This window comes from Pseudohalocynthiibacter sp. F2068 (assembly GCF_023015645.1).
Taxonomy (GTDB): domain Bacteria; phylum Pseudomonadota; class Alphaproteobacteria; order Rhodobacterales; family Rhodobacteraceae; genus Pseudohalocynthiibacter; species Pseudohalocynthiibacter aestuariivivens.
The window spans coordinates 33,714-59,102 of record NZ_JALKAK010000017.1 but is presented as its reverse complement, the minus strand read 5'-3'; the positions used below and the strand labels follow the sequence as shown (position 1 = coordinate 59,102).

Annotated in this window: 24 protein-coding genes; 17 read left to right on the top strand and 7 right to left on the bottom strand. The window is 51.8% G+C overall.

Annotation, left to right across the window (positions count from 1 at the left end; genetic code table 11):
* Window positions 1-4 precede the first annotated feature (4 nt).
* Complete coding sequence (gene edd, locus MWU63_RS17040) at window positions 5-1,813, top strand: phosphogluconate dehydratase (RefSeq protein ID WP_247078952.1); 1,809 nt, start codon at window positions 5-7, stop codon at window positions 1,811-1,813.
* A 3-nt stretch (window positions 1,814-1,816) separates the two neighbouring features.
* Window positions 1,817-2,461, top strand: a complete 645-nt coding sequence (eda, locus tag MWU63_RS17035) for a bifunctional 4-hydroxy-2-oxoglutarate aldolase/2-dehydro-3-deoxy-phosphogluconate aldolase (RefSeq protein ID WP_213888760.1) — start codon at window positions 1,817-1,819, stop codon at window positions 2,459-2,461.
* Between the two features lie 1,059 nt (window positions 2,462-3,520).
* Here the strand turns inward: eda and katG are convergent.
* Window positions 3,521-5,713, bottom strand: a complete 2,193-nt coding sequence (gene katG, locus MWU63_RS17030; protein WP_213888761.1) for a catalase/peroxidase HPI — start codon at window positions 5,711-5,713, stop codon at window positions 3,521-3,523.
* A 344-nt stretch (window positions 5,714-6,057) separates the two neighbouring features.
* Between katG and MWU63_RS17025 the strand changes: the two genes are divergently transcribed.
* Window positions 6,058-6,981: a LysR substrate-binding domain-containing protein gene (locus MWU63_RS17025; protein ID WP_213888762.1), complete on the top strand. Its 924-nt coding sequence runs from the start codon at window positions 6,058-6,060 to the stop codon at window positions 6,979-6,981.
* A gap of 321 nt (window positions 6,982-7,302) precedes the next feature.
* Window positions 7,303-7,983 carry an SGNH/GDSL hydrolase family protein gene (locus MWU63_RS17020; protein ID WP_213888763.1) on the top strand — a complete coding sequence of 227 codons (681 nt, stop codon included), beginning with the start codon at window positions 7,303-7,305 and terminating at the stop codon, window positions 7,981-7,983.
* Window positions 7,984-7,991: 8 nt separating this feature from the next.
* Here MWU63_RS17020 and MWU63_RS17015 read toward each other — a convergent pair whose 3' ends face one another.
* The 5 genes from MWU63_RS17015 to MWU63_RS16995 all read right to left on the bottom strand — a co-directional run bounded on the left by MWU63_RS17015 (window position 7,992) and on the right by MWU63_RS16995 (window position 12,722).
* On the bottom strand, window positions 7,992-9,275 hold the full coding sequence (locus MWU63_RS17015) for a TRAP transporter large permease (RefSeq protein ID WP_213888764.1): 1,284 nt from the start codon (window positions 9,273-9,275) through the stop codon (window positions 7,992-7,994).
* A complete protein-coding gene (locus MWU63_RS17010) occupies window positions 9,272-9,814 on the bottom strand; it encodes a TRAP transporter small permease subunit (protein ID WP_213888765.1) in 543 nt (180 codons plus the stop codon). The genes MWU63_RS17015 and MWU63_RS17010 overlap by 4 nt, the downstream gene beginning before the upstream one ends.
* Before the next feature lie 32 nt (window positions 9,815-9,846).
* Window positions 9,847-10,878, bottom strand: coding sequence for a TRAP transporter substrate-binding protein (locus tag MWU63_RS17005; RefSeq protein WP_213888766.1), 1,032 nt, complete (start codon window positions 10,876-10,878; stop codon window positions 9,847-9,849).
* Window positions 10,879-10,906: 28 nt separating this feature from the next.
* Window positions 10,907-11,740, bottom strand: coding sequence for a putative hydro-lyase (locus MWU63_RS17000; protein WP_213888767.1), 834 nt, complete (start codon window positions 11,738-11,740; stop codon window positions 10,907-10,909).
* Window positions 11,741-11,843: 103 nt separating this feature from the next.
* Window positions 11,844-12,722 (bottom strand): LysR family transcriptional regulator, encoded by an 879-nt coding sequence (locus MWU63_RS16995; RefSeq protein WP_213888768.1) that lies wholly within the window; start codon window positions 12,720-12,722, stop codon window positions 11,844-11,846.
* A 95-nt stretch (window positions 12,723-12,817) separates the two neighbouring features.
* On the opposite strand from MWU63_RS16995, the gene MWU63_RS16990 reads away from it, so the two are divergent.
* Complete coding sequence (locus tag MWU63_RS16990) at window positions 12,818-13,471, top strand: DUF2848 domain-containing protein (protein WP_213888769.1); 654 nt, start codon at window positions 12,818-12,820, stop codon at window positions 13,469-13,471.
* Window positions 13,472-13,907: 436 nt separating this feature from the next.
* Here MWU63_RS16990 and MWU63_RS16985 read toward each other — a convergent pair whose 3' ends face one another.
* Window positions 13,908-14,936 carry a LacI family DNA-binding transcriptional regulator gene (locus MWU63_RS16985; protein ID WP_213888770.1) on the bottom strand — a complete coding sequence of 343 codons (1,029 nt, stop codon included), beginning with the start codon at window positions 14,934-14,936 and terminating at the stop codon, window positions 13,908-13,910.
* Between the two features lie 196 nt (window positions 14,937-15,132).
* On the opposite strand from MWU63_RS16985, the gene MWU63_RS16980 reads away from it, so the two are divergent.
* The 12 genes from MWU63_RS16980 (at window position 15,133) to MWU63_RS16925 (ending at window position 25,327) form a co-directional block, all read left to right on the top strand.
* On the top strand, window positions 15,133-15,339 hold the full coding sequence (locus MWU63_RS16980) for a hypothetical protein (RefSeq protein ID WP_246531682.1): 207 nt from the start codon (window positions 15,133-15,135) through the stop codon (window positions 15,337-15,339).
* Between the two features lie 29 nt (window positions 15,340-15,368).
* Complete coding sequence (locus MWU63_RS16975) at window positions 15,369-16,523, top strand: TRAP transporter substrate-binding protein (protein WP_213888771.1); 1,155 nt, start codon at window positions 15,369-15,371, stop codon at window positions 16,521-16,523.
* A 67-nt stretch (window positions 16,524-16,590) separates the two neighbouring features.
* Window positions 16,591-17,106: a TRAP transporter small permease gene (locus MWU63_RS16970; RefSeq protein ID WP_213888772.1), complete on the top strand. Its 516-nt coding sequence runs from the start codon at window positions 16,591-16,593 to the stop codon at window positions 17,104-17,106.
* 8 nt (window positions 17,107-17,114) lie between these two features.
* Window positions 17,115-18,446 carry a TRAP transporter large permease gene (locus tag MWU63_RS16965; RefSeq protein ID WP_213888773.1) on the top strand — a complete coding sequence of 444 codons (1,332 nt, stop codon included), beginning with the start codon at window positions 17,115-17,117 and terminating at the stop codon, window positions 18,444-18,446.
* Window positions 18,447-18,456: 10 nt separating this feature from the next.
* Window positions 18,457-19,764, top strand: coding sequence for a histidinol dehydrogenase (gene hisD / locus MWU63_RS16960; RefSeq protein WP_213888774.1), 1,308 nt, complete (start codon window positions 18,457-18,459; stop codon window positions 19,762-19,764).
* Window positions 19,757-20,527, top strand: coding sequence for an SDR family oxidoreductase (locus MWU63_RS16955; RefSeq protein ID WP_213889081.1), 771 nt, complete (start codon window positions 19,757-19,759; stop codon window positions 20,525-20,527). Before hisD ends, MWU63_RS16955 begins: the two co-directional genes overlap by 8 nt.
* On the top strand, window positions 20,524-21,528 hold the full coding sequence (locus MWU63_RS16950) for an alcohol dehydrogenase catalytic domain-containing protein (protein ID WP_247078948.1): 1,005 nt from the start codon (window positions 20,524-20,526) through the stop codon (window positions 21,526-21,528). Before MWU63_RS16955 ends, MWU63_RS16950 begins: the two co-directional genes overlap by 4 nt.
* A gap of 72 nt (window positions 21,529-21,600) precedes the next feature.
* The gene (locus MWU63_RS16945; protein WP_213888776.1) at window positions 21,601-22,005 is read left to right on the top strand and encodes a universal stress protein; all 405 of its coding nucleotides are present in this window, start codon (window positions 21,601-21,603) and stop codon (window positions 22,003-22,005) included.
* 92 nt (window positions 22,006-22,097) lie between these two features.
* A complete protein-coding gene (comD, locus tag MWU63_RS16940; protein ID WP_213888777.1) occupies window positions 22,098-22,595 on the top strand; it encodes a sulfopyruvate decarboxylase subunit alpha in 498 nt (165 codons plus the stop codon).
* Window positions 22,596-22,597: 2 nt separating this feature from the next.
* Window positions 22,598-23,152, top strand: a complete 555-nt coding sequence (comE, locus tag MWU63_RS16935; RefSeq protein WP_213888778.1) for a sulfopyruvate decarboxylase subunit beta — start codon at window positions 22,598-22,600, stop codon at window positions 23,150-23,152.
* A 76-nt stretch (window positions 23,153-23,228) separates the two neighbouring features.
* A complete protein-coding gene (locus MWU63_RS16930) occupies window positions 23,229-24,368 on the top strand; it encodes an alpha-hydroxy acid oxidase (protein WP_213888779.1) in 1,140 nt (379 codons plus the stop codon).
* Between the two features lie 599 nt (window positions 24,369-24,967).
* Complete coding sequence (locus tag MWU63_RS16925) at window positions 24,968-25,327, top strand: hypothetical protein (protein ID WP_213888780.1); 360 nt, start codon at window positions 24,968-24,970, stop codon at window positions 25,325-25,327.
* Window positions 25,328-25,389: the final 62 nt, after the last annotated feature.

The window sequence follows — 25,389 nt, the reverse complement described above, 5'->3', positions numbered from 1 at the left end:
CACAATGGCACTGAACAAGACATTGAAAAGCGTAACGAACCGAATTGTCGCCCGCAGCGCCCCAACGCGTCAGATCTATCTGGATCGAATGCGCGAAGCACGGGCCAATGGTCCGGCGCGGGCGCATCTTTCTTGTAGCGGGCAGGCCCATGCTTTTGCCGCAGCAGGTGTTGACAAGGACCGGTTGGCGAAAACAAATGCCGGAAATCTTGGTATAATCACGACTTACAATGACATGCTCTCTGCCCACCAACCATATGAACGCTACCCCGAGTTGATCCGCGAAGCTGTGCGCAAGGTGGGGGGTACTGCACAGGTTGCTGGCGGTGTCCCTGCCATGTGTGATGGCGTGACACAGGGCACTGCCGGGATGGAACTGAGCTTGTTCTCGCGCGACGTTATCGCCATGGCTGCCGGAGTCGCGCTCAGCCACAACACGTTTGATGCTGCCGTATTCCTTGGTGTTTGCGATAAGATCGTTCCAGGGCTGGTGATCGCGGCGCAAAGCTTTGGCCACCTGCCTGCAGTTTTCCTGCCAGCAGGTCCAATGACCAGCGGGTTGCCCAATGAAGAAAAGGCCAAGGTGCGCCAGAAATTCGCCGCTGGAGAGGCGGGCAGGCAAGCGCTGATGGAGGCAGAAATGGCGGCCTACCACGGCCCGGGCACTTGCACGTTCTATGGCACAGCCAACACCAACCAGATGCTGATGGAATTCATGGGGTTGCATTTGCCTGGCGCGAGCTTCGTTCCTCCGGGAACCAGACTCCGCGATGCTTTGACAGTCGCAGGCGCGCAACGGGCACTGTCTTTAAGTGCGCTCGGGGAAAACTACACACCAGTTTGCGATATCCTTGACGAACGGGCATTCGTTAACGGAATTGTCGGGCTGAATGCCACGGGTGGTTCAACGAATCTTCTGATCCATCTGGTCGCAATGGCCCGTGCAGGTGGTATTATTTTGGATTGGAAGGATTTTTCCGATATTTCAGACGTAACACCGCTCATCGCCCGCGTTTATCCCAACGGGTTGGCAGATGTGAATCATTTCCACGCTGCAGGGGGGCTCGGGTACATGATTGGTAGCTTGCTGGAAGGCGGACTTTTGCATCCCGATACGCAAACAATCGCCGGAGTGGGCCTTGCGGAATACACCCGCGAACCCAAACTAATTGACGGAGATCTTCGCTGGCAGACTGGTGCCGGGCAAAGTCTCAACGAAAAGATTCTTCGCCCCGTTAGCGACCCCTTTCAGACAACCGGGGGGCTGAAGCGGTTAACCGGGTCGCTGGGAACAGCGGTGATGAAGGTGTCTGCTGTGGCAGAAGAACACCACGTGGTCGAGGCCCCAGTGCGTGTCTTTCACGATCAGAACGAGGTGAAAGACGCCTTTAAAGCTGGCGAGTTAACTGGCGACGTGATTATTGTCGTGCGCTTTCAGGGACCAAAGGCGAACGGCATGCCAGAATTGCATAGTCTGACTCCGCTACTATCGATTCTGCAGGGCCGTGGGCAGAAGGTGGCATTGGTCACCGACGGCAGAATGTCAGGCGCATCAGGCAAGGTACCTGCTGCGATTCACGTCTGTCCCGAAGCACTTGAAGGTGGCGCGATTGCGCAACTGCGTGACGGCGACCTGCTGTGCGTTGATGCGCGCGCTGGTACGCTGGAAATACTGACCGAAGGCGTGCACGCCCGCCCCGCCGCTCAGGCCGATCTGAGCGCCAATGAGGCAGGAACAGGACGCGATCTATTCACCGCTTTTCGCCGTGCCGTTGGCCCAGCCAACGCAGGTGCAACCGTTTTTGGAGACTGACCCATGACTCTCACTGCAAAAGATGCCAGTCATTTCACCCGCGAGATTTGTGCGCTTGCACCCATTGTTCCCGTGCTGGTTATTCACAACGTCGAGGACGCCCGACCTTTAGCAGAGGCACTCATCGCGGGTGGCTTGCCAGTGCTGGAAGTCACGCTACGCACACCCGCTGCACTGGGTGCGATCCGCGAGATGGCCAAAGTACCGGGTGGAATTGTCGGCGCGGGCACACTGGTTACCCCTGAAGACGTGCACGCAGCAAAAGAGGCCGGAGCAAAATTTGGCGTTTCTCCAGGAGCAACGAACGCATTGCTAGCAGCCAGCGAGGCCGCGACACTGCCCCTGTTGCCCGGCGCAGCCACCGCAAGCGAGGCAATGCGCCTGCTGGAGCGTGGTTATGACATGCTGAAATTCTTTCCTGCCGAAGCCTCGGGGGGGGTACCAGCGCTTAAAGCACTCGGAGCGCCGCTACCTCAAATAACGTTCTGTCCCACCGGTGGGATCAGCGTTACAAATGCACCCACTTACCTGAGCCTGATGAACGTACTGTGCGCCGGAGGGAGCTGGGTTGCTTCCCCTGATCTGGTGAAGGCAAAAAAATGGGATAAAATCGGACAACTGGCAAAAGAAGCCAGCGTTTTGAAGTAGCGCCCAGAACAAATCGCTTGGCGTACTCCAAAGCATTCAAATGCAGACCGAAGGTAAAAACTTCAACACAAGAATTACCTCAAAAATAACCCTTTTTGGAAAAAGTCCACTCCAAAGTGTTCAAAGGAAATACTCCTTTCAGAGATCGTCTCGCCAGGGGAATAGCCGGACACCGCACTATCCTGAAATCCGAACTGGGTGTCGGATCTGATATCAAAGCAGGCAAGTTGGTTAAGCTCCTTGCTGAATGCGCTCAATCTCGTTCCCTCCTGTAAATGCTGGCTCCTCCCAATCGGGTACAGCCAAGGCGCGTTCGCGCAATTGCCGACCAACCAGCCTTGATGCTGAATGCCCAAGACTCCGTTGCTTCAAAAAGACTAAAATATCACTGCCACCCGCAGTGCCCACCGTGTACACGGTCGTTCCGCATGATCGGCTAGGCGAAACCCTCGCCACCACATGACAAGCAACGTCTGGATTTGGTCCCCATACACCCTTCACAGCGGCCAAACAGTGGGTTGCTATTAAGATCTTTACCTGTAACCACCCGGCCTGATCCGCCGCAAATCTGGCACGGCGCACGACCGGTGCCATGGCAGCGGTGACACCGCCGTTTGACATGCGGCATCTGTTTCTTGCGAGTTGTATGTTTATCCATGCTTAACTCTTTAAACTCATTTGCCTTACATCAGAACACAAGCAGCGATTTCTGTCATCCTTTTCAGTTCGGCGATGTTTAGTCGGCTATCTGACTTACTCACTCCAACATATTTGGTGTGTCAGGTGACTGGCAGACAGCCTTTTAGACGGCGACGCCGTTTAAAGATGCGAGTAATAAAAGCCTCTCAGTCGACGAAAGTAGCCCGTTCAAAAAGAAACCCAAGTTGAACCAGAAATCCTCCTGATGCTAATTTCTCAAATCTGTCCCACGAGTTCTGACCTCATACAAACTAGAGCGGCGTTTCAGTTAGAAAACGCCGCTCTTATTTTCTGTCGCTACAATTACCAGCGTTTGGGACAAACGCAGGCCTGCAGTGCCTAGGAAGGCTTTGCCTTCAATCAGGCAAGATCAAAACGATCCGCATTCATAACCTTGGTCCATGCGGCCACAAACTCAGCTACGAATGCCTCTTGCGAGTCATCGCTTGCATAAACTTCAGCAAGAGCCCGAAGCTGTGAGTTAGACCCAAAGACAAGGTCCACACGGGTGCCGGTCCACTTCACTTTGCCCGTTGCGCGGTCACGACCTTCAAACACATTTTCAGAATCTGAAGCCGCTTTCCATTCTGTTCCCATATCAAGCAGGTTTACGAAGAAGTCGGTGCTGAGAGTCTCTGGACGGTCAGTGAAGACACCATGCTTGGACTGTCTAGTATTGGCACCCAAAACGCGCATACCGCCGACCAAGACTGTCATCTCTGGCGCGGTCAGTGTCAGCAATTGCGCCCGGTCAACCAACAGTTCTTCTGCGGATACGGCGTATTCGGTCTTAAGGTAGTTGCGAAACCCGTCTGCCATTGGTTCTAGCACCTCAAAGGACTCCACATCCGTTTGGTCCTGCGATGCGTCCGTACGACCAGGCGTGAAGGGAACTTCCACTTCGTGACCGGCATTTTTCGCTGCTTGCTCAACGGCGGCGCATCCACCAAGAACGATAAGATCAGCCAGCGAAACCTTTTTCCCGCCAGATTGTGAGCTGTTAAACGCCTTTTGGACACCTTCAAGTGCTTCGAGCGCTTTTGTCAGCTGGGCAGGTTGGTTAACTTCCCAATCCCTCTGTGGCGCGAGGCGGATGCGCGCGCCATTCGCACCGCCACGTTTGTCAGAGCCGCGGAAGGTTGCGGCTGACGCCCAAGCAATCGAGACAAGTTCGGAGATCGACAGACCCGTGGCAAGGATCTTGCCCTTGAGGTCAGCAACGTCCAGCGCATCAATAAGATCGTGGTCAACGTCAGGGATGGGATCCTGCCAGATCAGTTCTTCTGCCGGCACTTCCGAACCTAGATAACGTGAACTGGGGCCCATATCCCGGTGCGTCAGTTTGAACCACGCGCGAGCGAAGGCCTCTGCGAACTCATCCGGGTTCTCGTGGAACCGCTTCGAAATCGGTCCATATATCGGGTCCATCCGCATCGCCATGTCGGCGGTGGTCATGATCGTTGTCACGCGCTTCGACGGATCATGCGCAGCCGGTGCGAGGTCTGCATCGTCCGGATTGACCGGAACCCACTGCCAAGCGCCAGCGGGACTCTTTACAAGATCCCAATCATAGCCGAACAGAACGTCGAAGTAACCGTTGTCCCATTTGATAGGATTCGGGGTCCACGCGCCTTCAATTCCGCTGCTGATCGTGTCGCCGCCATTTCCGCTGCCGTGGCTCGAGACCCAACCAAAGCCCATTTCTTCAAGGGGTGCACCCTCGGGCTCAGGCCCAACATACGCAGCGTCGTCCGCGCCGTGACATTTGCCAAATGTGTGACCACCGGCGACGAGCGCAACAGTCTCTTCGTCGTTCATCGCCATGCGGCCAAAGGTTTCCCGAATATCCTTGCCAGAGGCCAGAATGCTAGGCTCACCGTTCGGCCCTTCTGGGTTCACGTAAATCAGGCCCATCTGCACGGCGGCAAGGGGATTCTCAAGGTTGCGATCACCTTCGTAGCGCTTGTCGCCAAGCCACTCTGTTTCCGCCCCCCAGTAGATATCTTCTTCGGGTTCCCAGATGTCCTCACGTCCGCCAGCAAAACCAAACGTCTTGCCCCCCATCGACTCAATCGCGCAGTTTCCGGCGAGGATCATGAGATCAGCCCAAGAGATTTTGTTGCCATATTTCTGCTTGACCGGCCAAAGAAGCCGACGCGCTTTGTCTAGGTTTACGTTATCAGGCCAGCTGTTCAGAGGCGCGAAACGCTGCGAGCCCGAGCATGCGCCACCACGGCCATCTGCTGTCCGGTACGTGCCTGCGCTGTGCCACGCCATCCGAATGAAAAGCGGCCCGTAGTGTCCATAGTCGGCTGGCCACCAGTCCTGCGAGTCAGTCATCAGCGCGTTAAGGTCTTTTTTCAATGCCTTAAGGTCGAGTTTCTTGAACTCTTCCGCGTAGTTGAACGATGCACCCATCGGATCGGACAGCGAAGAATTTTGATGTAGAATCCTAAGGTTTAGCTGGTTTGGCCACCAATCGCGATTCGATCTGACACCAAATTTTGTGGCCCCGTGCATCACCGGGCATTGACCTGCGTTGTTTCCATCCATGATTCTCTCCGATCATAACTACATTGACTGAACTTGTCCTTGGACAAAGACCATAATTTCTTTGAAAGCAATCCGGTTTTATGCGCAGCGAGATGACTTAGGTGTCATTAAGCCGAACATCCTGATCGCCGCGGTTTTCTCAGAAGCTGAACGCCAAGCCGCAACGGTGTTAAACCGGCGCCAGCATACTTCAATTTAGGCTTCCCCATGACCAGCGCACCTTAGCAATTCGTACGCGGGGTCTTTGCAACACGGGCTAATCCTCTTCTTTTCTAGGAGTCGTATATCAAATCAGCTTCATTAGTTTAAGTTGAATTTACTAATTGTTGCGATAAGTTAATCTGATGGTGAATTTAACCCTTAAGCAGCTTCGCTATTTTGAAGCTTTGGCACGTCATGGCCACTTTGGGCGCGCAGCAGATGCTTGTGCGATCTCACAGCCAGCCTTGTCTATGCAGATCAAAGAACTGGAAGAAACGCTCGGGATAGTATTATTCGAGAGAGGTGCACGAAAGGTCCGGCTTACCAACTTCGGAGAAGAGTTCGCTCTCCGGGTCCGTGATATCGTGCGATCAGTCGATGAACTGGGAGATTTGGCGCGCACCGCAAAAGACCGGCTTGTTGGTCGGCTGCGTATCGGCGTGATCCCGACGATTGCCCCCTATCTGCTGCCCACAATTATCAGAGAGCTTTCCCAAACTTACATCGGACTCGACATTCATGTTCGTGAGACCCTGACGTCGAAGCTGATACAAGAGCTGGCCGAAGGTCGGATTGACACAGCAATCGTGGCTTTGCCGGTGTCCGAAGCTTCATTTACCGAGGTGCCACTGTTTGATGAGAATTTCATGCTGGTCCGGCCACGTGAAGACGCAGGAAAACCCGTACCCAACAACGAAGCGTTACGCGAAATGAGACTGCTGTTACTTGAAGAGGGACATTGCTTTCGAGATCAGGCGCTGTCGTTCTGCAAGATTCAATCCGCGACACCTAAAGAAGGGCTTGATGCGAGCTCGCTGTCCACGCTTGTTCAAATGGTAAGTGCCGGTATCGGTGTCACATTGATCCCGGAAATTGCTGTGCCTGTGGAAACACGTTCGGCTTCAGTTTCGGTCGCTCGTTTCGAAAGCCCACAGCCATCACGCACAATTGGAATGATCTGGCGGAAACAAAGCCTTTTGGCCAATCAGCTCTTACAGATTTCTGATGTCGTTCGTCGGTCTGTCGAAATGTTGCGCGAACATCAAAACCCGGGTTCAACGCTGTAAAACAACCATAGCTGATGCTGCCAACACCTGTTCCAGGCGGATTGTTTGGGTTCTCTCTACAAAACTGCGAAAGAGGCTGTGTTGTATCATTTTACGATCCTAAATGACCTTCGTGCCTAGCCAAAGGCGTATCGCTTTGACAAGATAATTCATGAATCATTTGGAGGTGTTAAGGTTCGAAAAAATGTGCCCGTTGATTAACGAAATTTAAACAGTAATTTTTTTCAATAAAATCAAGAAGAACCCCAGAATAACACTGCAATGGTAAGTAGCCAGGGTCAGACGATTGTTTAAGCTAGATTGGCAGACAGGAAGAAAGCTATGAGAAAACTCTTTTTACAGCTAACCATGCTCGCCTTTTTCCTTCTTGGCTGTACCGAACCCGTTTCCCGCGATCTTAATCCTAGAATTCTCGCGATGGGTGACTCTTTGCTCGCCACGCATGAGATGTCAGGCAAATCCGTTTCGCATGCAATCGAAGAATTTTTAGGGGAACCTGTCATCGACCGCTCGGTTGCGGGCGCACGATTCTTTTATGCCCTGCCTATTTCCGGAGCTATGGGAATGAACATCTCCAAGCAGTACAGACCTGGGAACTGGGATTGGGTTGTTCTCAATGGTGGCGGGAATGATCTGTGGCTTGGTTGCGGGTGCATCCTGTGTAACAGAAAACTCAACCGGTTGATCGCAGATGATGGTGAAAGTGGTAAGATACCAGCCCTGATCTCTGATCTGCGTAAAACAGGCGCCCGCGTCATTTTTGTTGGCTATCTGCGTAGTCCCGGCGTCAATTCATTGATTGAGCACTGCAAGGACGAAGGTGATGAGTTGGAACGCAGGATCAACAATTTTGCCAATCAAGACGAAGGTGTTTATTTTCTTTCTTTGAAAGATTTGGTTCCTAACGGAGATCGGTCTTTCCACACGGTTGATATGATCCACCCATCTGTCAGAGGTAGCGCCGCGATTGGCGCACGCGTCGCACAGATTATCCAGCAGTAAACGGCGGGCTACTTTAGCGCCTCCGGCAAGAAGAGCGCAATCTGAGGAAAGGCTATAAGAGCCGCGACCATAGCGAGCATGACCAGAACAAACGGAATCGTGCCAAGCATAACCTCTGACATATTACCGCTTTTACGCGCGCCTTGAACCACATAGAGATTTAGGCCAACAGGCGGTGTTATCAAGGCCATCTCGATCAAAACAATCATCAGAATGCCAAACCAGATCGGGTCATAACCCTGCTCAACAACAAGCGGTACGATGATTGGAATCGTGACAACCATCAACGATAGCGTTTCGATAAAGAAACCAAGGACGATATAAATCATCACAATAACGAGGATCGTCCCGAATGGCGAAAGCCCAAGGTTCGACAGAAAAGCTTCCAGTTCCTGCCCCAGCCCTGCAGAAGCGAGCGTGAAGTTCAGAAACGAAGCACCGATTACAACGAGCATAATCATCGAGGTGATCTTTACTGTCCCATACAAACTGTCAGAGATCATCTGAAACGACACGCCCCCGAAAAAGCCCGCAATCAGGAAGGCACCGGCAACACCGACGGCGGCGGCTTCCGTGGGTGTGGCCCAACCGTTGTATATGGATCCGATGATCATCGCGAAGAGTAAAATGATTGGCAGAAGATGAACCAATGCATTCATCATCTCAGAGAATGAAAATACCCGTCTTTCACCACCTAGCTCTGGCCGCACGGTGCAGATGATTGCAACCGCAACAATAAAGGCAAAGGCAAGCCCAAGCCCGGGTACCAAACCCGCAAGAAAGAGTTGCGGGATCGAGGTTTGGGTCAAGAAACCATAAACAATCAGGTTGATTGACGGCGGGATCATAATGCCCAAGGTGCCACCCGCTGCAATCGCACCGGAAAAAAGCTTTGGGTCATAGCCCAGCTTTTCAGCTTGCGGCATTGCGACTGTTGCAACTGTGGCTGCTGTAGCAACAGATGATCCGGACGTTGCTGAAAACATGGTTGCCGTTGCGATATTGGCGTGCACCAAGCCACCTGGAAGCCAAGACACCCAACGATCAAGCGCTGCATAGGTACGGGTTGCGACACCACTTCGGACAAGTATTTCCCCTAACAACACAAAAAACGGGATCGCGATCAGGGTTGCGCTGTTTGACGAAGACCAGACCATTTGGCCCAGCCCACGGATCAACGGAAAACTACTGAAAAAGAAATCAATCCCAAAACCCAGCAGAAAAAGCACGATACCGACTGGAATCGAAAGACTTAGAAGCGCAAGCAAGCCAACAGAAACATAGGTGATCATTGTACTGTATCCTGCTCTGCGAAGGCGCCAATCGCAGCCTCGGATTGTGCGAATTGCCCTTTAAGAATTAATCGCAGGGCAGCTAATGTCGTGAGGCACGCCATGATCGCGAACCATAACCAACCGGCAAACCAAGGCCCCTGAACAAGTGCCAATGGCGTTTCCAGCGGTGTGTTTGCTGTGGACGAATTCTTTAAGGAACGCTCAAGAACCGGCCAACACCTGATTGCGATCAACACAATTGTCCCGCTGAGGACGAGCATCGATAAAAGATCAAACAGGCTGCGGCCCAGCGCCTGACGGCGGCTGCGCAGCAAATCGATCCGGACATGGCCAAGTTCAAGCATAGTATAGGCCATACCCCACGACGTTGCGATGGCCATCACATACCCGCTGATTTCATCAGTCCCCCCAAACGAGGACCCCAACTGACGTAAAACAATATCCAGCAAAACGAAGGCGGCACAGGCCAGAAGCATGACGCCAACAAGAAGGGCTACCCCGCGATTTACTGTTCTTAGTGTTTCTAAAAGTTTCATGTCACTGAGATCCTCTGAGAGAAACGTCCCTATCAGTTGATGGATACGCCAACCACTTTGCCAACAGACGCGTTCCAACGGTCGGCCCAGTCCTGGCCAGCGCGCTCTGCCCATTCAGGCAAAACTTCTGTTTCAAGTATATTCCGGGCCTTGGCAAAATCCGCATCTGATGCCTCTACCAAAGTCATGGAACGCGCGTCACCAGCAGGGCATTCACCATTGCCGGTCAGACATGCTATGTCGTCCACAAGAGCGTTTTGTGCACTGGCCCAAGCAGGGTCTTCAAAGTCGGATTTGATAGAGGTTTCAATCAGTGACTGGGTCTCTTTACTGAGGCTGTTCCATTTATCCATATTGATTGCTGTAACAACGGGGTCCCATCCGCCCAAAGGCAGAGGCATCAGGTGGGTCGAAACTTCCCACCATCCGGCACTATAGCCTGACCCTGCCCCTGTAACGGCACAATCAACAACACCTTTTTGTAGTGCGCCAGGCACCTCCGAGAACGATACGTTCACACCTTCAGCGCCAAGCGCCTCCAGCAATTTCGCGGTCATACGGCCAGAAGCGCGTACTTTCAAACCCTGAAGATCATCCAACCCTGCGATCTCTGCATTACAAAAAACAACTTGAGGCGGATAAGGCGCAATAGCCAAAACGTGCGAATTGAAACGGTCGCGGTAGATGTCGTTGACCATCGGGCGCGCAGCATCGACCATCGCGCGCGCTTCGTCCGCAGTTAGGGCGAGCAGCGGCACGTCAAGACCTTCAAGCTCGGGGGCGTCTGCCACAGCATAATCAGCAACGGTCATACCGACATCAAAAACACCCTGACCAAGCAGGTTGTAGATATCGCCAAGACCTAGTCCCATTTGATTGTGCGTCGTCAATTCGACATTGATCGACCCACCCGATGCCTCAGGCAAGGTGGTGCCCCAAAAGGGTGCTTCGTACTGTTTGTGCAGCGGCAGTCCAGACCAACTACCAACGACGGCGAGGTCTTCTGCAGCTGCGGGCGCTGCAAGCGCTGTTGAGGCAGCGAGTATTGCAAGTGTCTTACGCATTGATTTTCTCCTTGTTGAGTTCGCTCTTTTAAGTTTGTTTCATGGTCTGAAAGGCTGGACCTTCCAAGGTTTCATCGACATCCGCGATCAGCATGTGGCCGGGCGCATGGGTAATACAGAGCGGCAATTTGGCATTGAGCAAAACGTTTTGCGGTGTCACGCCACAGGCCCAATAAACTGGGACTTCGTCATTTCCGACATCAACCGGATCACCCCAATCCGGTTTGTTCAAATCTGCAATTCCGATATCTGCCGGATTCCCTTGTGCGATCGGGGCCCCATGAGCATGCGGAAATGCAGCGCTAATACGATAGGCATCTTCGACGCGATCCTTGTGAATCGGCCGCATGGTTGCCACCATTTCACCAGCAAAAACACCTGCCGGAACCAGCGGGATGCTGGTGCGGAACATCGGAACTGTTTTGTCCTGCTCGATATGGCGAACCGGAATACCGTTCGCGATCAAAGCATTCTCAAAAGTGAAGGAACATCCAAGTGCAACTGTAACCAGGTCATCTGACCACAAATGCCCGATACTCGTTACTTCCTCGGCCAGCTGACCGTCGCGAAACACCCTATACCTTGGAACATCCGTCCGAATGTCGATATCTTTGCCGAGTATCGGAAGAAATGGATCTCCGGTGTTTCCAACACCGACAACCGGGCAAGGTTTTGGATTGCGCTGACAAAACCTCAGGAAATCCAAAGCAACGTTTTCTGATACAATCGCAAGGTTACATTGCAACTTGCCCGGAGCGAGACCTGCGGTATGTCGATCATAGCTACCTTCCCTGATCGCGGCGCGCACTGCCTGCGCATCACGTTTCCGAAGCTCCGAGTAAAGGGCAGCATGTAGAGGCATCGCAAGTACCTTTCAAAACTTGAAAAAGAGCCTCGCACAGCTTTAACATTCCCTCAAATTATCATTTTGTATCACTTTTGATAAATAATTTGGATAGCCCAATCTAATTCTCGTGATCTTTATCCCATTGAGTTGCAACGACATGTGCAATCTCAGCCCCACGTTCTGCCAGAAAGCTGCGGGGTTCACTAAGAAAAGACGCCGTGAATTCAAGAGGGCTTGGTTGAAATCCCGGGTCAAACTCCTCGATTTGGTTTGACTCCAAAAGGCTTGCGGCCAACGCCCGAGGATAAGGTCCAACGGCAATTCCCGCCGCTATCATTTGCAGGCTGGCTGACAAGGATGCAGATGAATAGACACGCACATTCGGCCCAATACGCCGCGCGAGTTCAGCGATCAATTCACGGTAGGGCCGTGTCTTGGCAGCATAGGAAATAACCGGTGTTTCGTTCAGGTCTACCGGACCGCTTTTTGTTGATTTGAACCAATGCAAATTGAACTTCGGCAGCGGAACATTTTCCACGGTAAACTCAGAAACTGGCCCCATCAGAAAAACAAGATCGACTTTTCTTTCAAGCAGGCTGTTGCGCAAGTTACCCGAAATATCAACGGTCAGTTCAATATTCACCCGAGGATATTCCTCGCTGAATGCCTTAAGAAAGCCGGTCAACCATGATTGTGCAATCGTCTCAGACGATCCAACACGAAACAGCCCTTCAATCTCGGATGTATCGGCGACACGTTTCATGATCTCTTCTTGAACAAACAGCATTTGTTCTGCGTACCCTAAAAGTAGTGTTCCGGGTTTTGTAAGGACTATTCCCTTTGAGGTTCGTTCGAGAAGTTTAACCCCCAATTCATCTTCCAGAGTTCCAACGCGTGTTGAAATCGCGGGCTGAGAAAGGTTTAGCCTTTCAGACGCCCGTCTGAATCCACCAAGTCGAGCCACCCAGAAAAAAGTTTTGAGCTGATCAAACGTCAATGGGTTTCTCCGCAAACTGATTGAATGTTGTGCTGGACACTATTGCAGTGCACACACTCTCTGTAACCTAGTTTTCAGGAAAGTTCGCAATCCAGATGCAATTTACAACAGAACATGGTCCCGTGGAAATCGAGGTGGATCACCTCTTTATCGCAGGTTGGACCGGTCGCAATAAAGACGCAGTACAACACCATATTGACGAATTGGCGGCGATTGGTGTTTCTCCACCTTCGAAAGTTCCGCTGTATTATCGGGTGTCAAACACGCTTTTGACGGCGCAAACTAAGATCAATGTTTTAGGAGAAAAAACCTCGGGCGAAGCAGAACCAATGTTGGTTCAAAGCCACGGCAAGATCTGGCTGGGCCTTGGATCTGACCATACCGACAGGCAACTTGAGGTGACATCTGTTGCGGCGTCAAAACAAGCCTGTCAAAAACCCTGCGCAACAATTCTTTGGGATTTCGGAGCCTTGTCGCAGCATCTGGACAAAATTGAAATACGGTCCTGGATATGGGAAAATAGCGATTGGCAACTTTATCAGGACGGGCGATTGGCCCAACTGATACCCCTAGAAACACTGCGCGAAGATGCCGACATGCCGGATAACTCCGCAATGCTTTGTGGTACCTTTTCTGCAATCAACAGCGTTCGCAGCGCAAAAAGATTCCGAGCCGTCATGCATGATCCAATTCTTGATCGAAGCATTCAGTTTGAATACGAAAGCAATTGTTTGCCGATCGTAAACTAAAAACCTTCTGTTTTTATCCTAAAGGGTTCATTCGAAAAAGTTATTGTCTGTTGAGAAATATTTCAAAAAATCAAACATACGGTTCTATTTTGTCCAAAGGGTTAGGGGTTTGCCGGGGAAAGAAAACACTGCTTACCCGAGAACAAAGAACCGCAGAGTCCAAATTGAACATGGTAACTAAAGCATCCGAAGCCAGTAAGAACATCTTAATCTACCCTTGGTTCAAGTTCTTTCAAAATCTCGTCTCTTGGCAGGCGGTTTGGTTTTTTGTATTTTCAGAACGAACTCTCGGCTGCTGAGGCGATACTTCTCTATGTAGTCTATGACGTCGGCACGACAGTGCTTAGGATGGATTAATTTTCTTCTCACAAACGCGACCTATCGCGATGTTGCCAGCAAGCCATGCATGACGCCGTTTTTATCGGAAATGTCCTGACTAAACCGCCAAGGCCTTTGGGGCTGCAAGGGAGTCCCGCATTACCAGTTCGGTTTCAATTTCTATGCTTGATGTGGCTGGTTGATTGGAAAGAAGTCTAAGCAACTGTCTTGCTGCCTCTTGTCCCATTTCAATCTGCGGCACCCGTACAGTTGTCAGGCCCGGCTCAACAACCGAGGCTAAGCCAATATCGTCAAAGCCGGTGATTGAAACGTCGTCCGGTACTCTAGCTCCCTTTTTGCGCGCCCGAACAATCGCACCAGCCGCTAAAACGTCATTGCCGCAAATTATCGCGGTCGGTAAATCTGAAGCCGACATAATCTCGTCAAATGCTTCTGCACCGTTTTCCAACCTGTATCTGGCTTCAACAATTTTCGTCAGCCTTGCACCATCAGTGTTCTCACGAACAGCGCGACTGACCCCTTCAATACGGTTTCTGGCGCGATCATTGCCTTTTGAGATCCCTGCAATCATCGCAATGTCCCGATGACCAAACTCAAGAACGCGATTGGTCAATTTGTAAGCGGCTTTTTCGTTATCGAAACCTACGTACAAACCATCAGGAGTGTTTCTGTAGCACCATGAAATTACATAGGGGATTTTGCGTAGCGCCAGAAAATCCTTTGTTTTCTGAGGGCGCTCATCCCCAATCAGCAACAAACCGTCGGCCCCATGTGTCATGAGAGAACGAATTTGTCGAAATTCGTGCTCTGTATCATACCCTGAACTTGCAACTAGCAGAGTGACACCTGATTCAGCCAGGACTTCCTGAAAGGCCTGAAGACCGCTCGCAAACATCGCATTGGCCATCGATGGAATTATTGCTCCTACCGTATTTGTCCTGTTCGACGCCAACACCCGGCCGCCGAAATTCGGTGTATAACCAAGCCGATCAACTGCTTTCTGAATCCGCTCCCGTGTTTCCTTGGCAACTTTGTCCGGATCATTGAGTGCACGAGAAATGGTTGCGGTAGAAACACCTGCAGCCTCTGCAACGTCCTCTAGTGTCGGAGATCCTGTGTTTTTCATTCTTATCTTTTTCACAATCGAACCTTTCCGGCGCACTTATCCGGTTACACGCGCACGATATTGACATCAAGGATGCTAGTATAGCCGACATTAATGTAAGCGCTTGCATGAATCAATGTAAGCGCTTACAGTCAATAAAGGGAGACGCAGATTCTTACGGGGAGGAGCCCTGGGTTTTTGCAGAAAGGGAGTTGAATTGCATAAATTCGGCAACATCGCGCTCTTCGCAGCGCTAATCGTTTTCGCAGCTTTTCTGACCAATGTACTGGCAGGCGCGTTTTGGAACGCGAGCTTCCTTTCGGATGTCGGAGAGATGCTGACACTTCTTCTGACCAGTATTTTCTTTGTGGCCGCAATAATTTCGTTTGAAAACCGCGACCGATCAAAATCTGGGAAAGAATAACAAAATACCGAAATCTGGGAGGATTTTTAATGACAACTGAACATGAAACAACTGAATTGACCTCTGCCTCACGGCGAAATTTTTTAAAGCTTACGGGTAGCGGTGCGTTTACAGCAGCCATGGTTGCGGGCGCGGCAGGAACGCTTTGGTCCTCAGAAGCCGTAGCGCAAACAGCATCAGAAGAACGTGAGCGCGAGGCGGCGGCTGACCACACAATGCTGATAGCAACCGCTTATGTATTGGGTGCCTCACGCAGCTATCCGATTATGCAGTTGGACCTCAAAGAGAACATCCAAAACGCCACCAACGGCAAAGTATATGTCAAGCTCGCCCCCGGCGGGCAACTCGGCGCAGGCGGCGCTCTGGTACAGAAGGTACAGGGTGGCACGATCCAGGCAGCTCAACATTCATTGTCAAATTTTGCACCATTTGCCCCGGCAATTGACCTGATCAACCTCCCTTATTTCTGCGGTTCTAATCAGCGGTTCACGAACCTTGTGGGTTCAGATGCCTGGAAAAATGAAGTGCATCCAAAAATTGCAGAAAAGGGCTTTAAACCACTATTCTATGTGGTGATTGACCCACGCGTTGTTGCTGTACGCAAAGGGGGCTCCGGTCCCGTCTTGTCGCCAAGTGATTTGTCCGGCGTGAAGTTCCGCGTTCCCGGTAGCCAGATGCTGCAACAATACTATCGCATGGTTGGCGCAAACCCGACGCCTGTTGCCTGGGGTGAAACCCCATCGGCGATCAAACAAGGTGTTGCCGATGCTCTCGACCCATCTGTTGGAGCGCTTTATGTCTTTGGCTTCAAGGATATTCTGAGCCACGTTACCTTTACGCAAGCCGTGCCGGACAGCCAGATATTCTCGTGCAACCTCGAATGGTTTAATTCACTGCCTGAAGACGTTCAAGAAGGCATTGAATTCGCATCCGAAGTCACGACACAGCAGAATCTGGCAAAAGTTCCGGCAGCACGCGCTTACGCAATGTCTGAACTGTCAAAAGCTGGCGTGGAATTCCACTCCCTTAGCGATGATCAGCTGAACGCCTGGAAAGAAGCGGGCGGCTACCAGCGGAGTGAATGGGACCAGTTCAAAACTGATCTCGCCGGATCGATGGATGTGTTCAATCGTCTTGAAGAAGGCGCGAACACCATGGGCCGCTACTACGTACACGACGCATAGACCAGACAACAATTGCTTTGGGCAGCACACTGCCCAAAGCCAATTCATTTGAGATAGTGGGGCTGATATGGGTCAGATATTGCGTAACATCGACAAAAACGCGGAACGCTGGGCGCTGCTCGTGTTTTACACGCTGCTTGTTGCGACTATGGCGATAGAGGTGCTTCGGCGTGAACTCTTTTCTTACTCTTCAATCTGGGGCGAGGAAATTGTGCGCTACTCCTTTATCTATCTGGCTTGGATCGGCGCTGCGTCAGCCGTTAAGGAACGTGCACATATTCGAATAGATGTGCTTTTTCACTATGTAGGGCCGCGCATGAAAGCATTGCTCTACATTTTTGGTGATCTGGTGATGTTAGTGATCGCAGTCCTGGCACTTTATTGGTCTTTCGAGACAGTCGGGGTGAGCTGGAAATACGGCTCGGTCACTGACGGGCTGAGAATTTCAAAAGTCTGGTTTCTGATGGCTGTTCCAATTGGGTTTGGACTTGTCGTCTTTCGGTTACTGCAATCTTTGCTTCGGGATGTGACGGACCTTTTTGCAGGCCGCCCCGTCTTTGAAGGCAATAAACTTTTTGATTGAGGTTCGACATGCTCTGGCAAACCCTACAGCAACAGACGGTTGACCTTGGTTGGTCGTTCTACGGCCCGGTTCTGATCTTCGTCCTGTTTTGCGCGCTCGGCGTTCCCGTATGGGCAGCCATTGGTGCCTGCGCAGTAAGCATGCTGATACTTTCAGATGTTTTGCCGATGTCACTATTGGGCGAGTCCCTGTTCGACGGGATCGACGCCTTCGCCCTCACGGCGGTACCGCTTTTCATCCTGACTGGTGACGTGCTCGTCAGGACGGGTTTAAGCCGCAAATTTCTTGACGTTGCAGAAGCTTTGACCTGTTGGGCCAAGGGCGGTTTTGGCTCTGCCACCGTTCTGGTTTGCGGGATGTTCTCAGCTATCTCAGGTTCAGATGCGGCAGGGGCTGCTGCAGTTGGGCGGATGACAATCGATCGGTTGGTCGAGAGCGGCTATCCCCGCCCTTACGCTTGCGCACTGGTTGCTGCGGGGGCTTGTACCGGCATCCTCATCCCGCCTTCGATTGCCTATATCATTATTGGTCTTGTGCTTGGAATTTCCGCGTCGACCCTGTTTCAGGCTGCCCTGATCCCTGGCATTTTAGTGCTTCTTTCCATCCTGATCACGAATATCATCGTAAATCGCAAACACGCCTATGAAGGCGGTGGGATGATCACAACCGCGGAATGGCTAAGCAATCTGGGTAAAGCACTGAAAAGTGGCTGGTATGCATTCCTTGTGCCCGGCATCATCTTTTACGGAATATTTTCGGGTCGGCTCACACCAACCGAAGCAGGCGCAACTGCAGTGGTCGTCACGATCATTTTGGGCTTTATCCTTGGTACGCTGAAACTCTCAGACTTCCCATCAATGCTTGTGGGCTCTGCCAAAGTGAACGGTGTTATTCTGCCAATCATCGCTTTTTCACTTCCACTGGCACAAACACTTGCTGCAATGGGTGTACCGCAGGGCTTTGTCTATGCTGTGACCTCGCTTACCGAGAACCCCTATGTTCTGATCCTGCTTATGATCGGCATTCTGATCGCTGCGGGTTGCGTGATGGAAACGACGCCTAACATCGTTATCCTTGCACCCATTTTGAAACCATTGGCAGATGAAATCGGAATGAACGAAATTCAGTTCTGCATCATGATGATCACATCGCTCGGAGTTGGCTTCATCACCCCTCCACTTGGTCTCAATCTTTTTGTTGTGTCGGGGATTACTGGTGAATCCATCTTAAGGATCGCAAACCGTGCAGTACCCTTTGTATTCTTTATGCTGCTAGTCGTTCTTATGATCGCCTACATTCCGGCAGTTTCAACCTTCCTTCTACCTGATAGTTTTAAATAGGACGTCTTAAATGGCTCGTGATTACTTAAAAAAGGCAACAAAGACTGCTTCAACCGATGCAGGTGATGTGCGCGACACAGTTCAGACTATACTGGACGATATCGAAAAGGGTGGCGACGAAGCTGCCCTGCGGTACGCGCAAAAGTTTGATCAGTATCAGGGCAAAATTCTTCTGGGAGAGGAAGAAATAGCAGCTGCATCCGTTCTGGTTTCTCAACGGTTAAAAGACGATATCGCCTTTGCGCACGACAACGTTCGCCGCTTTGCAGAAGTGCAGAAAGAAACCATGCGCGATGTCGAGCTCGAAGTCGTGCCCGGCCTGATCGCCGGCCAAAAAAGCATCCCGTGCGTTGCGGCTGGATGTTACGTGCCCGGTGGGCGCTACAGCCATATTGCGAGCGCCATCATGACGGTGACAACCGCCAAGGTTGCGGGATGTCAGCACATTGTGGCCTGCTCCCCTCCTCGGATGGGAGAGGGTATCGCACCGGCAATAATCTATGCCGCAAACCTGTGTGGTGCGGACTCCATTCTTTCGATGGGTGGTGTTCAGGGTGTCGCCGCTATGACCTTTGGTCTGTTTGGTCTTCCGAAGGCCGACATTCTGGTCGGACCGGGAAATCAGTTTGTAGCTGAAGCCAAACGTATTTTGTTTGGCCGGGTCGGGATCGACATGATCGCCGGGCCGACCGATAGCCTTATACTTGCCGATAAAACAGCGGACGCTGAAATTGTTGCGACCGATTTGGTGGGACAGGCAGAGCACGGATACAACTCACCGGTATGGCTGGTGACATCAGACCAAACCCTGGCAAAGAAAGTCATGAAGCTGGTCCCAGGATTGATTGCTGAATTGCCAGAAGTAAATCGCATGAATGCCGAAGCTGCGTGGCGTGACTATGCAGAAGTGATAGTCTGCGATGATCGCGAAGAAATGGCGGCGACTTCTGACGAATACGCGCCAGAGCACCTGACGGTACAAGCGGCTGACCTGCCTTGGTGGCTAGACCGGCTGCAATGCTACGGCTCTTTGTTTCTGGGTGAAGAAACCACCGTGGCATTCGGCGACAAAGCATCAGGTACGAACCACGTTCTGCCAACGTCCCGCTCTGCCAAGTACACTGGTGGTCTGTCTGTGCACAAATATATGAAGATTGTCACATGGCAAAAATCCACCCGCGAAGGAGCAAAACCAATTGCCGAAGCAACCGCACGCATCGCAAGGTTGGAAGGTATGGAAGGACATGCGCGTACTGCGGATATCCGACTGAAAAAATACTTCCCCGATGAACAATTCGACCTCACTGCAAATGGCTGACGAATCCCCTATTCCCGGTCTTTTTGATCTTAAGGGGCGCGTGGCTTGTGTCACGGGTGCCAGTTCCGGGCTGGGGCGCCGCGCAGCGACATTGCTTGCGCTGGCTGGGGCCAGCGTTGTGGGCGTGGCACGTCGGGCTGATCAACTGGCCGACTGGCAGGCAAATGTGAACGGTGATACCGCCGTGATCCCGCATGATCTGTCTGACCGCGATAGCCTGCCGGAACTGGCTGAACGCGCCGCTGACCCTTTTGGGCAACCTGATATTCTTGTCCATGCCGCTGGGATCAACACCCGTGAGGCTGCAGATGCCGTTACCCCCGAAGGCTGGGATGTCACGCTGTCTTTGAACCTCACCGCGCCGTTTTTCCTTAGCCAACACCTGGTAAGCGGGATGAAAGAAAAAGGTTGGGGCAGGATCGTTAATTTCGCCTCTCTTCAAATGACCCGCGCTTTTCCTGGGGGTATTGCCTACGGCGCCAGCAAAGGCGGGATCGGTCAATTAACGCGCGCAATGGCAGAGGTCTGGTCGCCGCACGGGATCAATGTGAATGCGATTGGACCGGGTTTTATCCGTACTGAACTTACCGCACCCGTTTTCAACGACCCGGAGCGCGCCGCGCAAAACGCCACGCAAACCTGTATCGGCCGGAATGGCGAACCCGAAGATCTCGATGGGCCGCTCCTATTCCTGTGCTCGAACGCTTCGGCCTATGTGACGGGTCAGGTTCTGATGGTTGATGGGGGGTACACTGCGAAATGAAAGCCCTTGTCTATACCGGCGTTGAATCGCTTGATTATCGCGATGTGACTGATCCTGTACCGATGCTGAACGAACAGCTGATCCGGATTGAAAGCGTTGGTATCTGTGGGTCAGACATGCATGCCTATTTGGGGCATGATACTCGGCGACCTGCACCGCTGATCCTTGGGCACGAAGCCGCAGGCGCAATCAAGGGGGGCGCGCGAGATGGCGAGCGTGTCACAGTCAACCCGCTGGTAACCTGCGGCACCTGTCCGGCCTGTGTGTCCGGCCGGGACAACCTTTGCCCTGAGCGCCAGATCATCTCGATGCCACCGCGCGAAGGCGCGTTTGCCGAATGGCTGACCATGCCCGAAAGCAATCTGGTTACTGTGCCCGCAGACGTGCCGCTTGAAAAGGCAGCCCTTGCTGAACCCATCGCCTGTGGCTGGCATGCCGTTCGGATTGGCCTCGAAACGTTGGGCGCTGAACATGACAATATTCGTGCACTTGTGTTAGGTGGTGGCGCGATTGGCCTAGGGGCCGCGCTAAGCCTTGCCGCTCAGGGTGTGTCGGATATCAAAATCGTTGAACCTAACGCCGAGCGGCGCCTGCACCTTCAGCGTAATTGCAATCAGAATGCTATTTCGGCTGATCAGTTAAACAGCAATGACATGTTCGATATTGTCATCGATGGTGTCGGTTTTGCCAGCACCCGCGCGACAGCTTCTAAACATGCACGGCCCGGTGGCGTCATCATGCATATCGGCTTGGGCGAAGATGCCGGCGGGCTAGATGTACGGCGTATGACCCTTCAGGAAATCACTTTTATTGGCACCTATACCTATACAGCTGAAGATTTTCGCCAGACGAATCAAGCAATTTTCGATGGCCGCCTCGGTGCACTCGACTGGATTGAAACAAAACCCCTGTCTGAGGGCGCGCGCGCGTTCAAAGACATTCGCGCAGGCAAGGTTGCCGCTCCCAAAATAGTACTGATCCCCGATCACGCAGGGCCTTGAGAAAAACCTGCAAACAAAACGTTGAAATCTACGCAAAACGCGATCGAAGTGTCGCAGAATTAAGGAACGGTCATGTATAAAAAAGTTATCGTCTCTTTGGCCCTTGACCATGGCATAGGCCAAACGGCCATTGAGGCTGCCCGCAGCCTTGTAGATAAAGGCGGAGAGATTATTGCGGTCCATGTCTATGAACCGCTTCATGGTTCTGTCAGCACTTACGTCACGGACGAGGCCGTTGCGACGGCGCTTCAAAAAACCAAAGACCGCCTTGCCGAACGTGTTGCTGGATCGCCCGATGTAAAAGCTCTATTGCTTAAAGGTCATTCCGGTCGCGTGATTACCGATTACGCAAAAGAATGTGGGGCCGATTGTATTGTTATTGGGTCGCATAAACCGGGGTTGAGCGATTATTTTCTGGGCTCGACGGCTGCCCGAATTGTGCGCCATGCGCCTTGTTCGGTCCACGTGTTGCGCTAGAAACGATAGAATAACTTTCCAAAAACGGGACTTCGCATCAGTTCTGCACAGTGATGCAAAAAACAAATTTCAGCACGTGAGGAGTACAAAACGTGTCCGTAAATGAAAAAATCGTATCCGACCTTGTCGCAAACAAGGTTGAATTCGTGACTACCGTGCCCTGCAAGCAACTGGCCGGCGTCATCGAAAAAATCGACGAGTGCAAGAATATTTATCACATCCCGTCGAACAAGGAAGACGAAGGGATGGGGCTTTGTGCCGGTGCGTTCATGGGCGGCAAACGTCCGGCGATCATCATGCAGAACACCGCAATTGGGGTCACGATCAACACACTTGTCACCCTAACCCAGTATTACCGAATGCCGCTGCCGATGCTGATCAGCTACCGTGGTGAACTGGGCGAACCGGTGGCCTGCCAGGTTGAAATGGCTGTGCACACCAAGGCGCTGTTGGCGCAACTCAACATCCCGACCTACCACTTTCACCATGAAGATGACGTCAATGAATTCGACGCGATCCTGAAACACACCTTCATGTGCAACAAACCTGTCGCCATTCTGACAGATGCTTCTTTCTGGAAAGGATACTGATCATGATCCGCTCTGACATTCTGCGCGATATCGCACCTGTGATCCGGGATCATCTGGTCGTCTGCAACATCGGCCTTCCCAGCCAGGAATTGCACTTGATAGATGATCAACCCACAAACTTTTACATGTTAGGAACAATGGGGCTGTCGTCTTCCATCGGTCTTGGCGTTGCCTTGGCTCAGGATAAAAAGGTCATTTCGATTGATGGGGATGGGTCGGTTCTGACGAACTTTGGCACATTGCCAACAATTGCTAACAATGTCGCTCACAATTTCATCCTGCTGATCATCGACAACGGCAGCTATGGCTCGACCGGGGATCAGCCGACCTACGCTGGCAAGAAAACGTCGCTGACTGCTGTCGCGCTTGCGTGTGGATGCGAACAGGTCGTTGAATGCAAAGCAGAGGACACAAAGAAAGCTCTTGAAGATGCGCTTGCCTCAAACAAGATGACGATCATTGTCAGTAAATGCGAAAGCGGCAACATCAAGGTTCCCGTGATCACCATGGACCCGGTCGTTATCCGTGATCGTTTCATGAAACAGGTTAAATCGTAAATCTTGTCATGATCCGCCAAGTTCAAATCATAATCTCAACGCAAACGTCGCGCTGAGATTTATCAGGAAACATGGTATGTTTGCATCAAACGAAATTCACTCGAGTTCTGATGCGCGCAGGCTTGCCCGGAAACGGCTGCCATGGATGGTTTTTGACTACATCGACGGCGCAGCCGGAGAAGAATATGGTGAAGCCCTGAACAGACAGGTGCTTCGCGACTTGCGCTTGCAGCCGCGCATTCTGAACAACGTTGAAAAAAGGGATCTTAGCGTCCCGGTATTTGGTCACGATGCAAAGCGGCCGTTTGGCATCAGCCCTATGGGGATGTGCAACTTATCAACCCCAGGTGCTGATCTGATGCTGGCCCGTTTGGCGGCGACGCATCATGTTCCATTTGGCGTTTCTACAGTTGCGTCAACGCCGATGGAACAGATGATTGAAGTCGCGGAAGGACACGCTTGGTTTCAGCTCTACTTCAGTGGTGATGGAAGCGGAACACAAACGCTGGTCGACCGGGCGCGGGCTGCCGGGTTCAAAACCTTGGTATTGACGCTTGATGTGCCAGAGGTTGGCCGCAGACCACGCGAATTGCGCCGTGGCTTCAAAATGCCCTTCCGGCTCGGGCCGCAACAATTTGTCGACTTTGCGCTGCATCCGACATGGTCCCTTTCAACACTGCTTAAAGGCCGGCCAGAGCTTGCCAATTTCGGCGGGGAACATGCAACATTTGACAGAACCGAAAGCCGTGCACGGGCAGATTGGGGTTATCTCGCGAAGCTTAGAGATCAATGGAAAGGCAATCTTGTCGTCAAAGGTGTTTTAAATGTTGAGGACGCAGTACAGCTAAAGAAAATCGGGATTAACGCGGTTCAGGTTTCCAGCCACGGGGGGCGCCAGCTTGATAGCGCGCCGCCTGCTATTCTTGCCTTACGCAAGATACGAGAGGCGGTTGGCGAGGGATTTCCTTTGTTTTACGATTCAGGCCTTCGGTCTGGTGAAGACGTCGTCAAAGCATATGCCATGGGTGCTGATTTCGTCTTTTTTGGCCGGCCCTTGCTTTTCGCGATGGCGACCCGCAGAGAGAAAGGCCTGAATCAGCTATGGGATGTCCTGTCTCAGGAAACGAGCCTCACACTCGCGCAGCTTGGACTGACGACTATGCCATCTCTTGAACCTAATCAGCTTCCGCGAGAACACTGTTTGGCTGACACCTAAGCTGTTCAGTCTGTTTCGCCGGTTTCTGCAATGCCAAAATTCCATTTATGAATCCACATCCTACGTAAGCGGCCATTCTGCGAAAAAAAGGCATGATTCGTTGCAGGCTGTTGAGACGCTGATTCCAGTTAAAATTGAGGATTTTCTATTGTTTACTATTCGTAAACACAGAATATTAGGTTTGTTAACACATCACGTGTATGTCCTAATTTAACCAAACCACGGCCATTGATTTAGGCTTCAGATCGCTTTTTTGGGGTATTGATTTCTGAAAAACCTACCAACCAAACGGCTGCGCCACCTAAGTTTTGGTGGCGAATTAATACATTAAAAACTTTAAGTTAGATAAAAAATCAATGCCGTCTCAAACCGAGTATCTTGCTTCGAGAATCGCTTGTATAAAACTTGTGGCGGGTACGGACATTCCCGCGTAGCGTGCAGAACCGTGCCGACAACCCCTTGCCGCTATTGTGGCGATCCACTGCCCCAAGTCATACAAGCGCGCCACAGTCCCGCCATATATCCGCCTTATTCAGATGCAATAAATAATCATTAACTTTTCACTTGGGCGGGCACCCTACGGCATCTAGGAGGTTCCGATGCTGCGTAAATCTTTAGTCTCACTTACCCTTGCAGGCTTCATGTCTGTTGGCGCAACCACAGCTTTTGGCGAAATTCATGTCGTAACGATCTACGACAACCACTTTATGCCGCCACTTGTTTATGCAAACCCCGGCGACACAATTCGTTTTCTAAATGACGACACAGTCGCACGCACAGCACTTGCTAAAGACGAGAGCTGGAGCACCGATTCACTGGCACCTTCGGGTTCTTTCGATGTGCAAGTAGCTTCAGGCATGGATCTGACTTTCGAAAGTGCAGATACGACAACATATGAAGACGGCGAAATAGCAAATCCTGAAGGCGCTGTTACATTCGATCCGGCACCCGTAGACTGAGCAGTCTATCCCTACGCGTGCTGTCGAGGATTCTTCCCCGACTAGGCAAAGCTGCATCTCAG

Bases quoted from the DNA above. Each gene is read 5' to 3' on its own strand.
- MWU63_RS17020 (WP_213888763.1), top strand. From the start codon at position 7,303: ATGAGAAAACTCTTTTTACAGCTAACCATGCTCGCCTTTTTCCTTCTT.
- edd (WP_247078952.1), top strand. From the start codon at position 5: ATGGCACTGAACAAGACATTGAAAAGCGTAACGAACCGAATTGTCGCC.
- MWU63_RS16955 (WP_213889081.1), top strand. From the start codon at position 19,757: ATGGCTGACGAATCCCCTATTCCCGGTCTTTTTGATCTTAAGGGGCGC.
- MWU63_RS16965 (WP_213888773.1), top strand. From the start codon at position 17,115: ATGCTCTGGCAAACCCTACAGCAACAGACGGTTGACCTTGGTTGGTCG.
- MWU63_RS16990 (WP_213888769.1), top strand. From the start codon at position 12,818: ATGCAATTTACAACAGAACATGGTCCCGTGGAAATCGAGGTGGATCAC.
- eda (WP_213888760.1), top strand. From the start codon at position 1,817: ATGACTCTCACTGCAAAAGATGCCAGTCATTTCACCCGCGAGATTTGT.
- hisD (WP_213888774.1), top strand. From the start codon at position 18,457: ATGGCTCGTGATTACTTAAAAAAGGCAACAAAGACTGCTTCAACCGAT.
- MWU63_RS17025 (WP_213888762.1), top strand. From the start codon at position 6,058: ATGGTGAATTTAACCCTTAAGCAGCTTCGCTATTTTGAAGCTTTGGCA.
- MWU63_RS16945 (WP_213888776.1), top strand. From the start codon at position 21,601: ATGTATAAAAAAGTTATCGTCTCTTTGGCCCTTGACCATGGCATAGGC.
- MWU63_RS16950 (WP_247078948.1), top strand. From the start codon at position 20,524: ATGAAAGCCCTTGTCTATACCGGCGTTGAATCGCTTGATTATCGCGAT.
- MWU63_RS16985 (WP_213888770.1), bottom strand. From the start codon at position 14,936: ATGAAAAACACAGGATCTCCGACACTAGAGGACGTTGCAGAGGCTGCA.
- MWU63_RS16975 (WP_213888771.1), top strand. From the start codon at position 15,369: ATGACAACTGAACATGAAACAACTGAATTGACCTCTGCCTCACGGCGA.
- katG (WP_213888761.1), bottom strand. From the start codon at position 5,713: ATGGATGGAAACAACGCAGGTCAATGCCCGGTGATGCACGGGGCCACA.
- MWU63_RS17000 (WP_213888767.1), bottom strand. From the start codon at position 11,740: ATGCCTCTACATGCTGCCCTTTACTCGGAGCTTCGGAAACGTGATGCG.
- MWU63_RS17010 (WP_213888765.1), bottom strand. From the start codon at position 9,814: ATGAAACTTTTAGAAACACTAAGAACAGTAAATCGCGGGGTAGCCCTT.
- MWU63_RS16925 (WP_213888780.1), top strand. From the start codon at position 24,968: ATGCTGCGTAAATCTTTAGTCTCACTTACCCTTGCAGGCTTCATGTCT.
- MWU63_RS16970 (WP_213888772.1), top strand. From the start codon at position 16,591: ATGGGTCAGATATTGCGTAACATCGACAAAAACGCGGAACGCTGGGCG.
- MWU63_RS16930 (WP_213888779.1), top strand. From the start codon at position 23,229: ATGTTTGCATCAAACGAAATTCACTCGAGTTCTGATGCGCGCAGGCTT.
- MWU63_RS17015 (WP_213888764.1), bottom strand. From the start codon at position 9,275: ATGATCACCTATGTTTCTGTTGGCTTGCTTGCGCTTCTAAGTCTTTCG.
- comE (WP_213888778.1), top strand. From the start codon at position 22,598: ATGATCCGCTCTGACATTCTGCGCGATATCGCACCTGTGATCCGGGAT.
- MWU63_RS17005 (WP_213888766.1), bottom strand. From the start codon at position 10,878: ATGCGTAAGACACTTGCAATACTCGCTGCCTCAACAGCGCTTGCAGCG.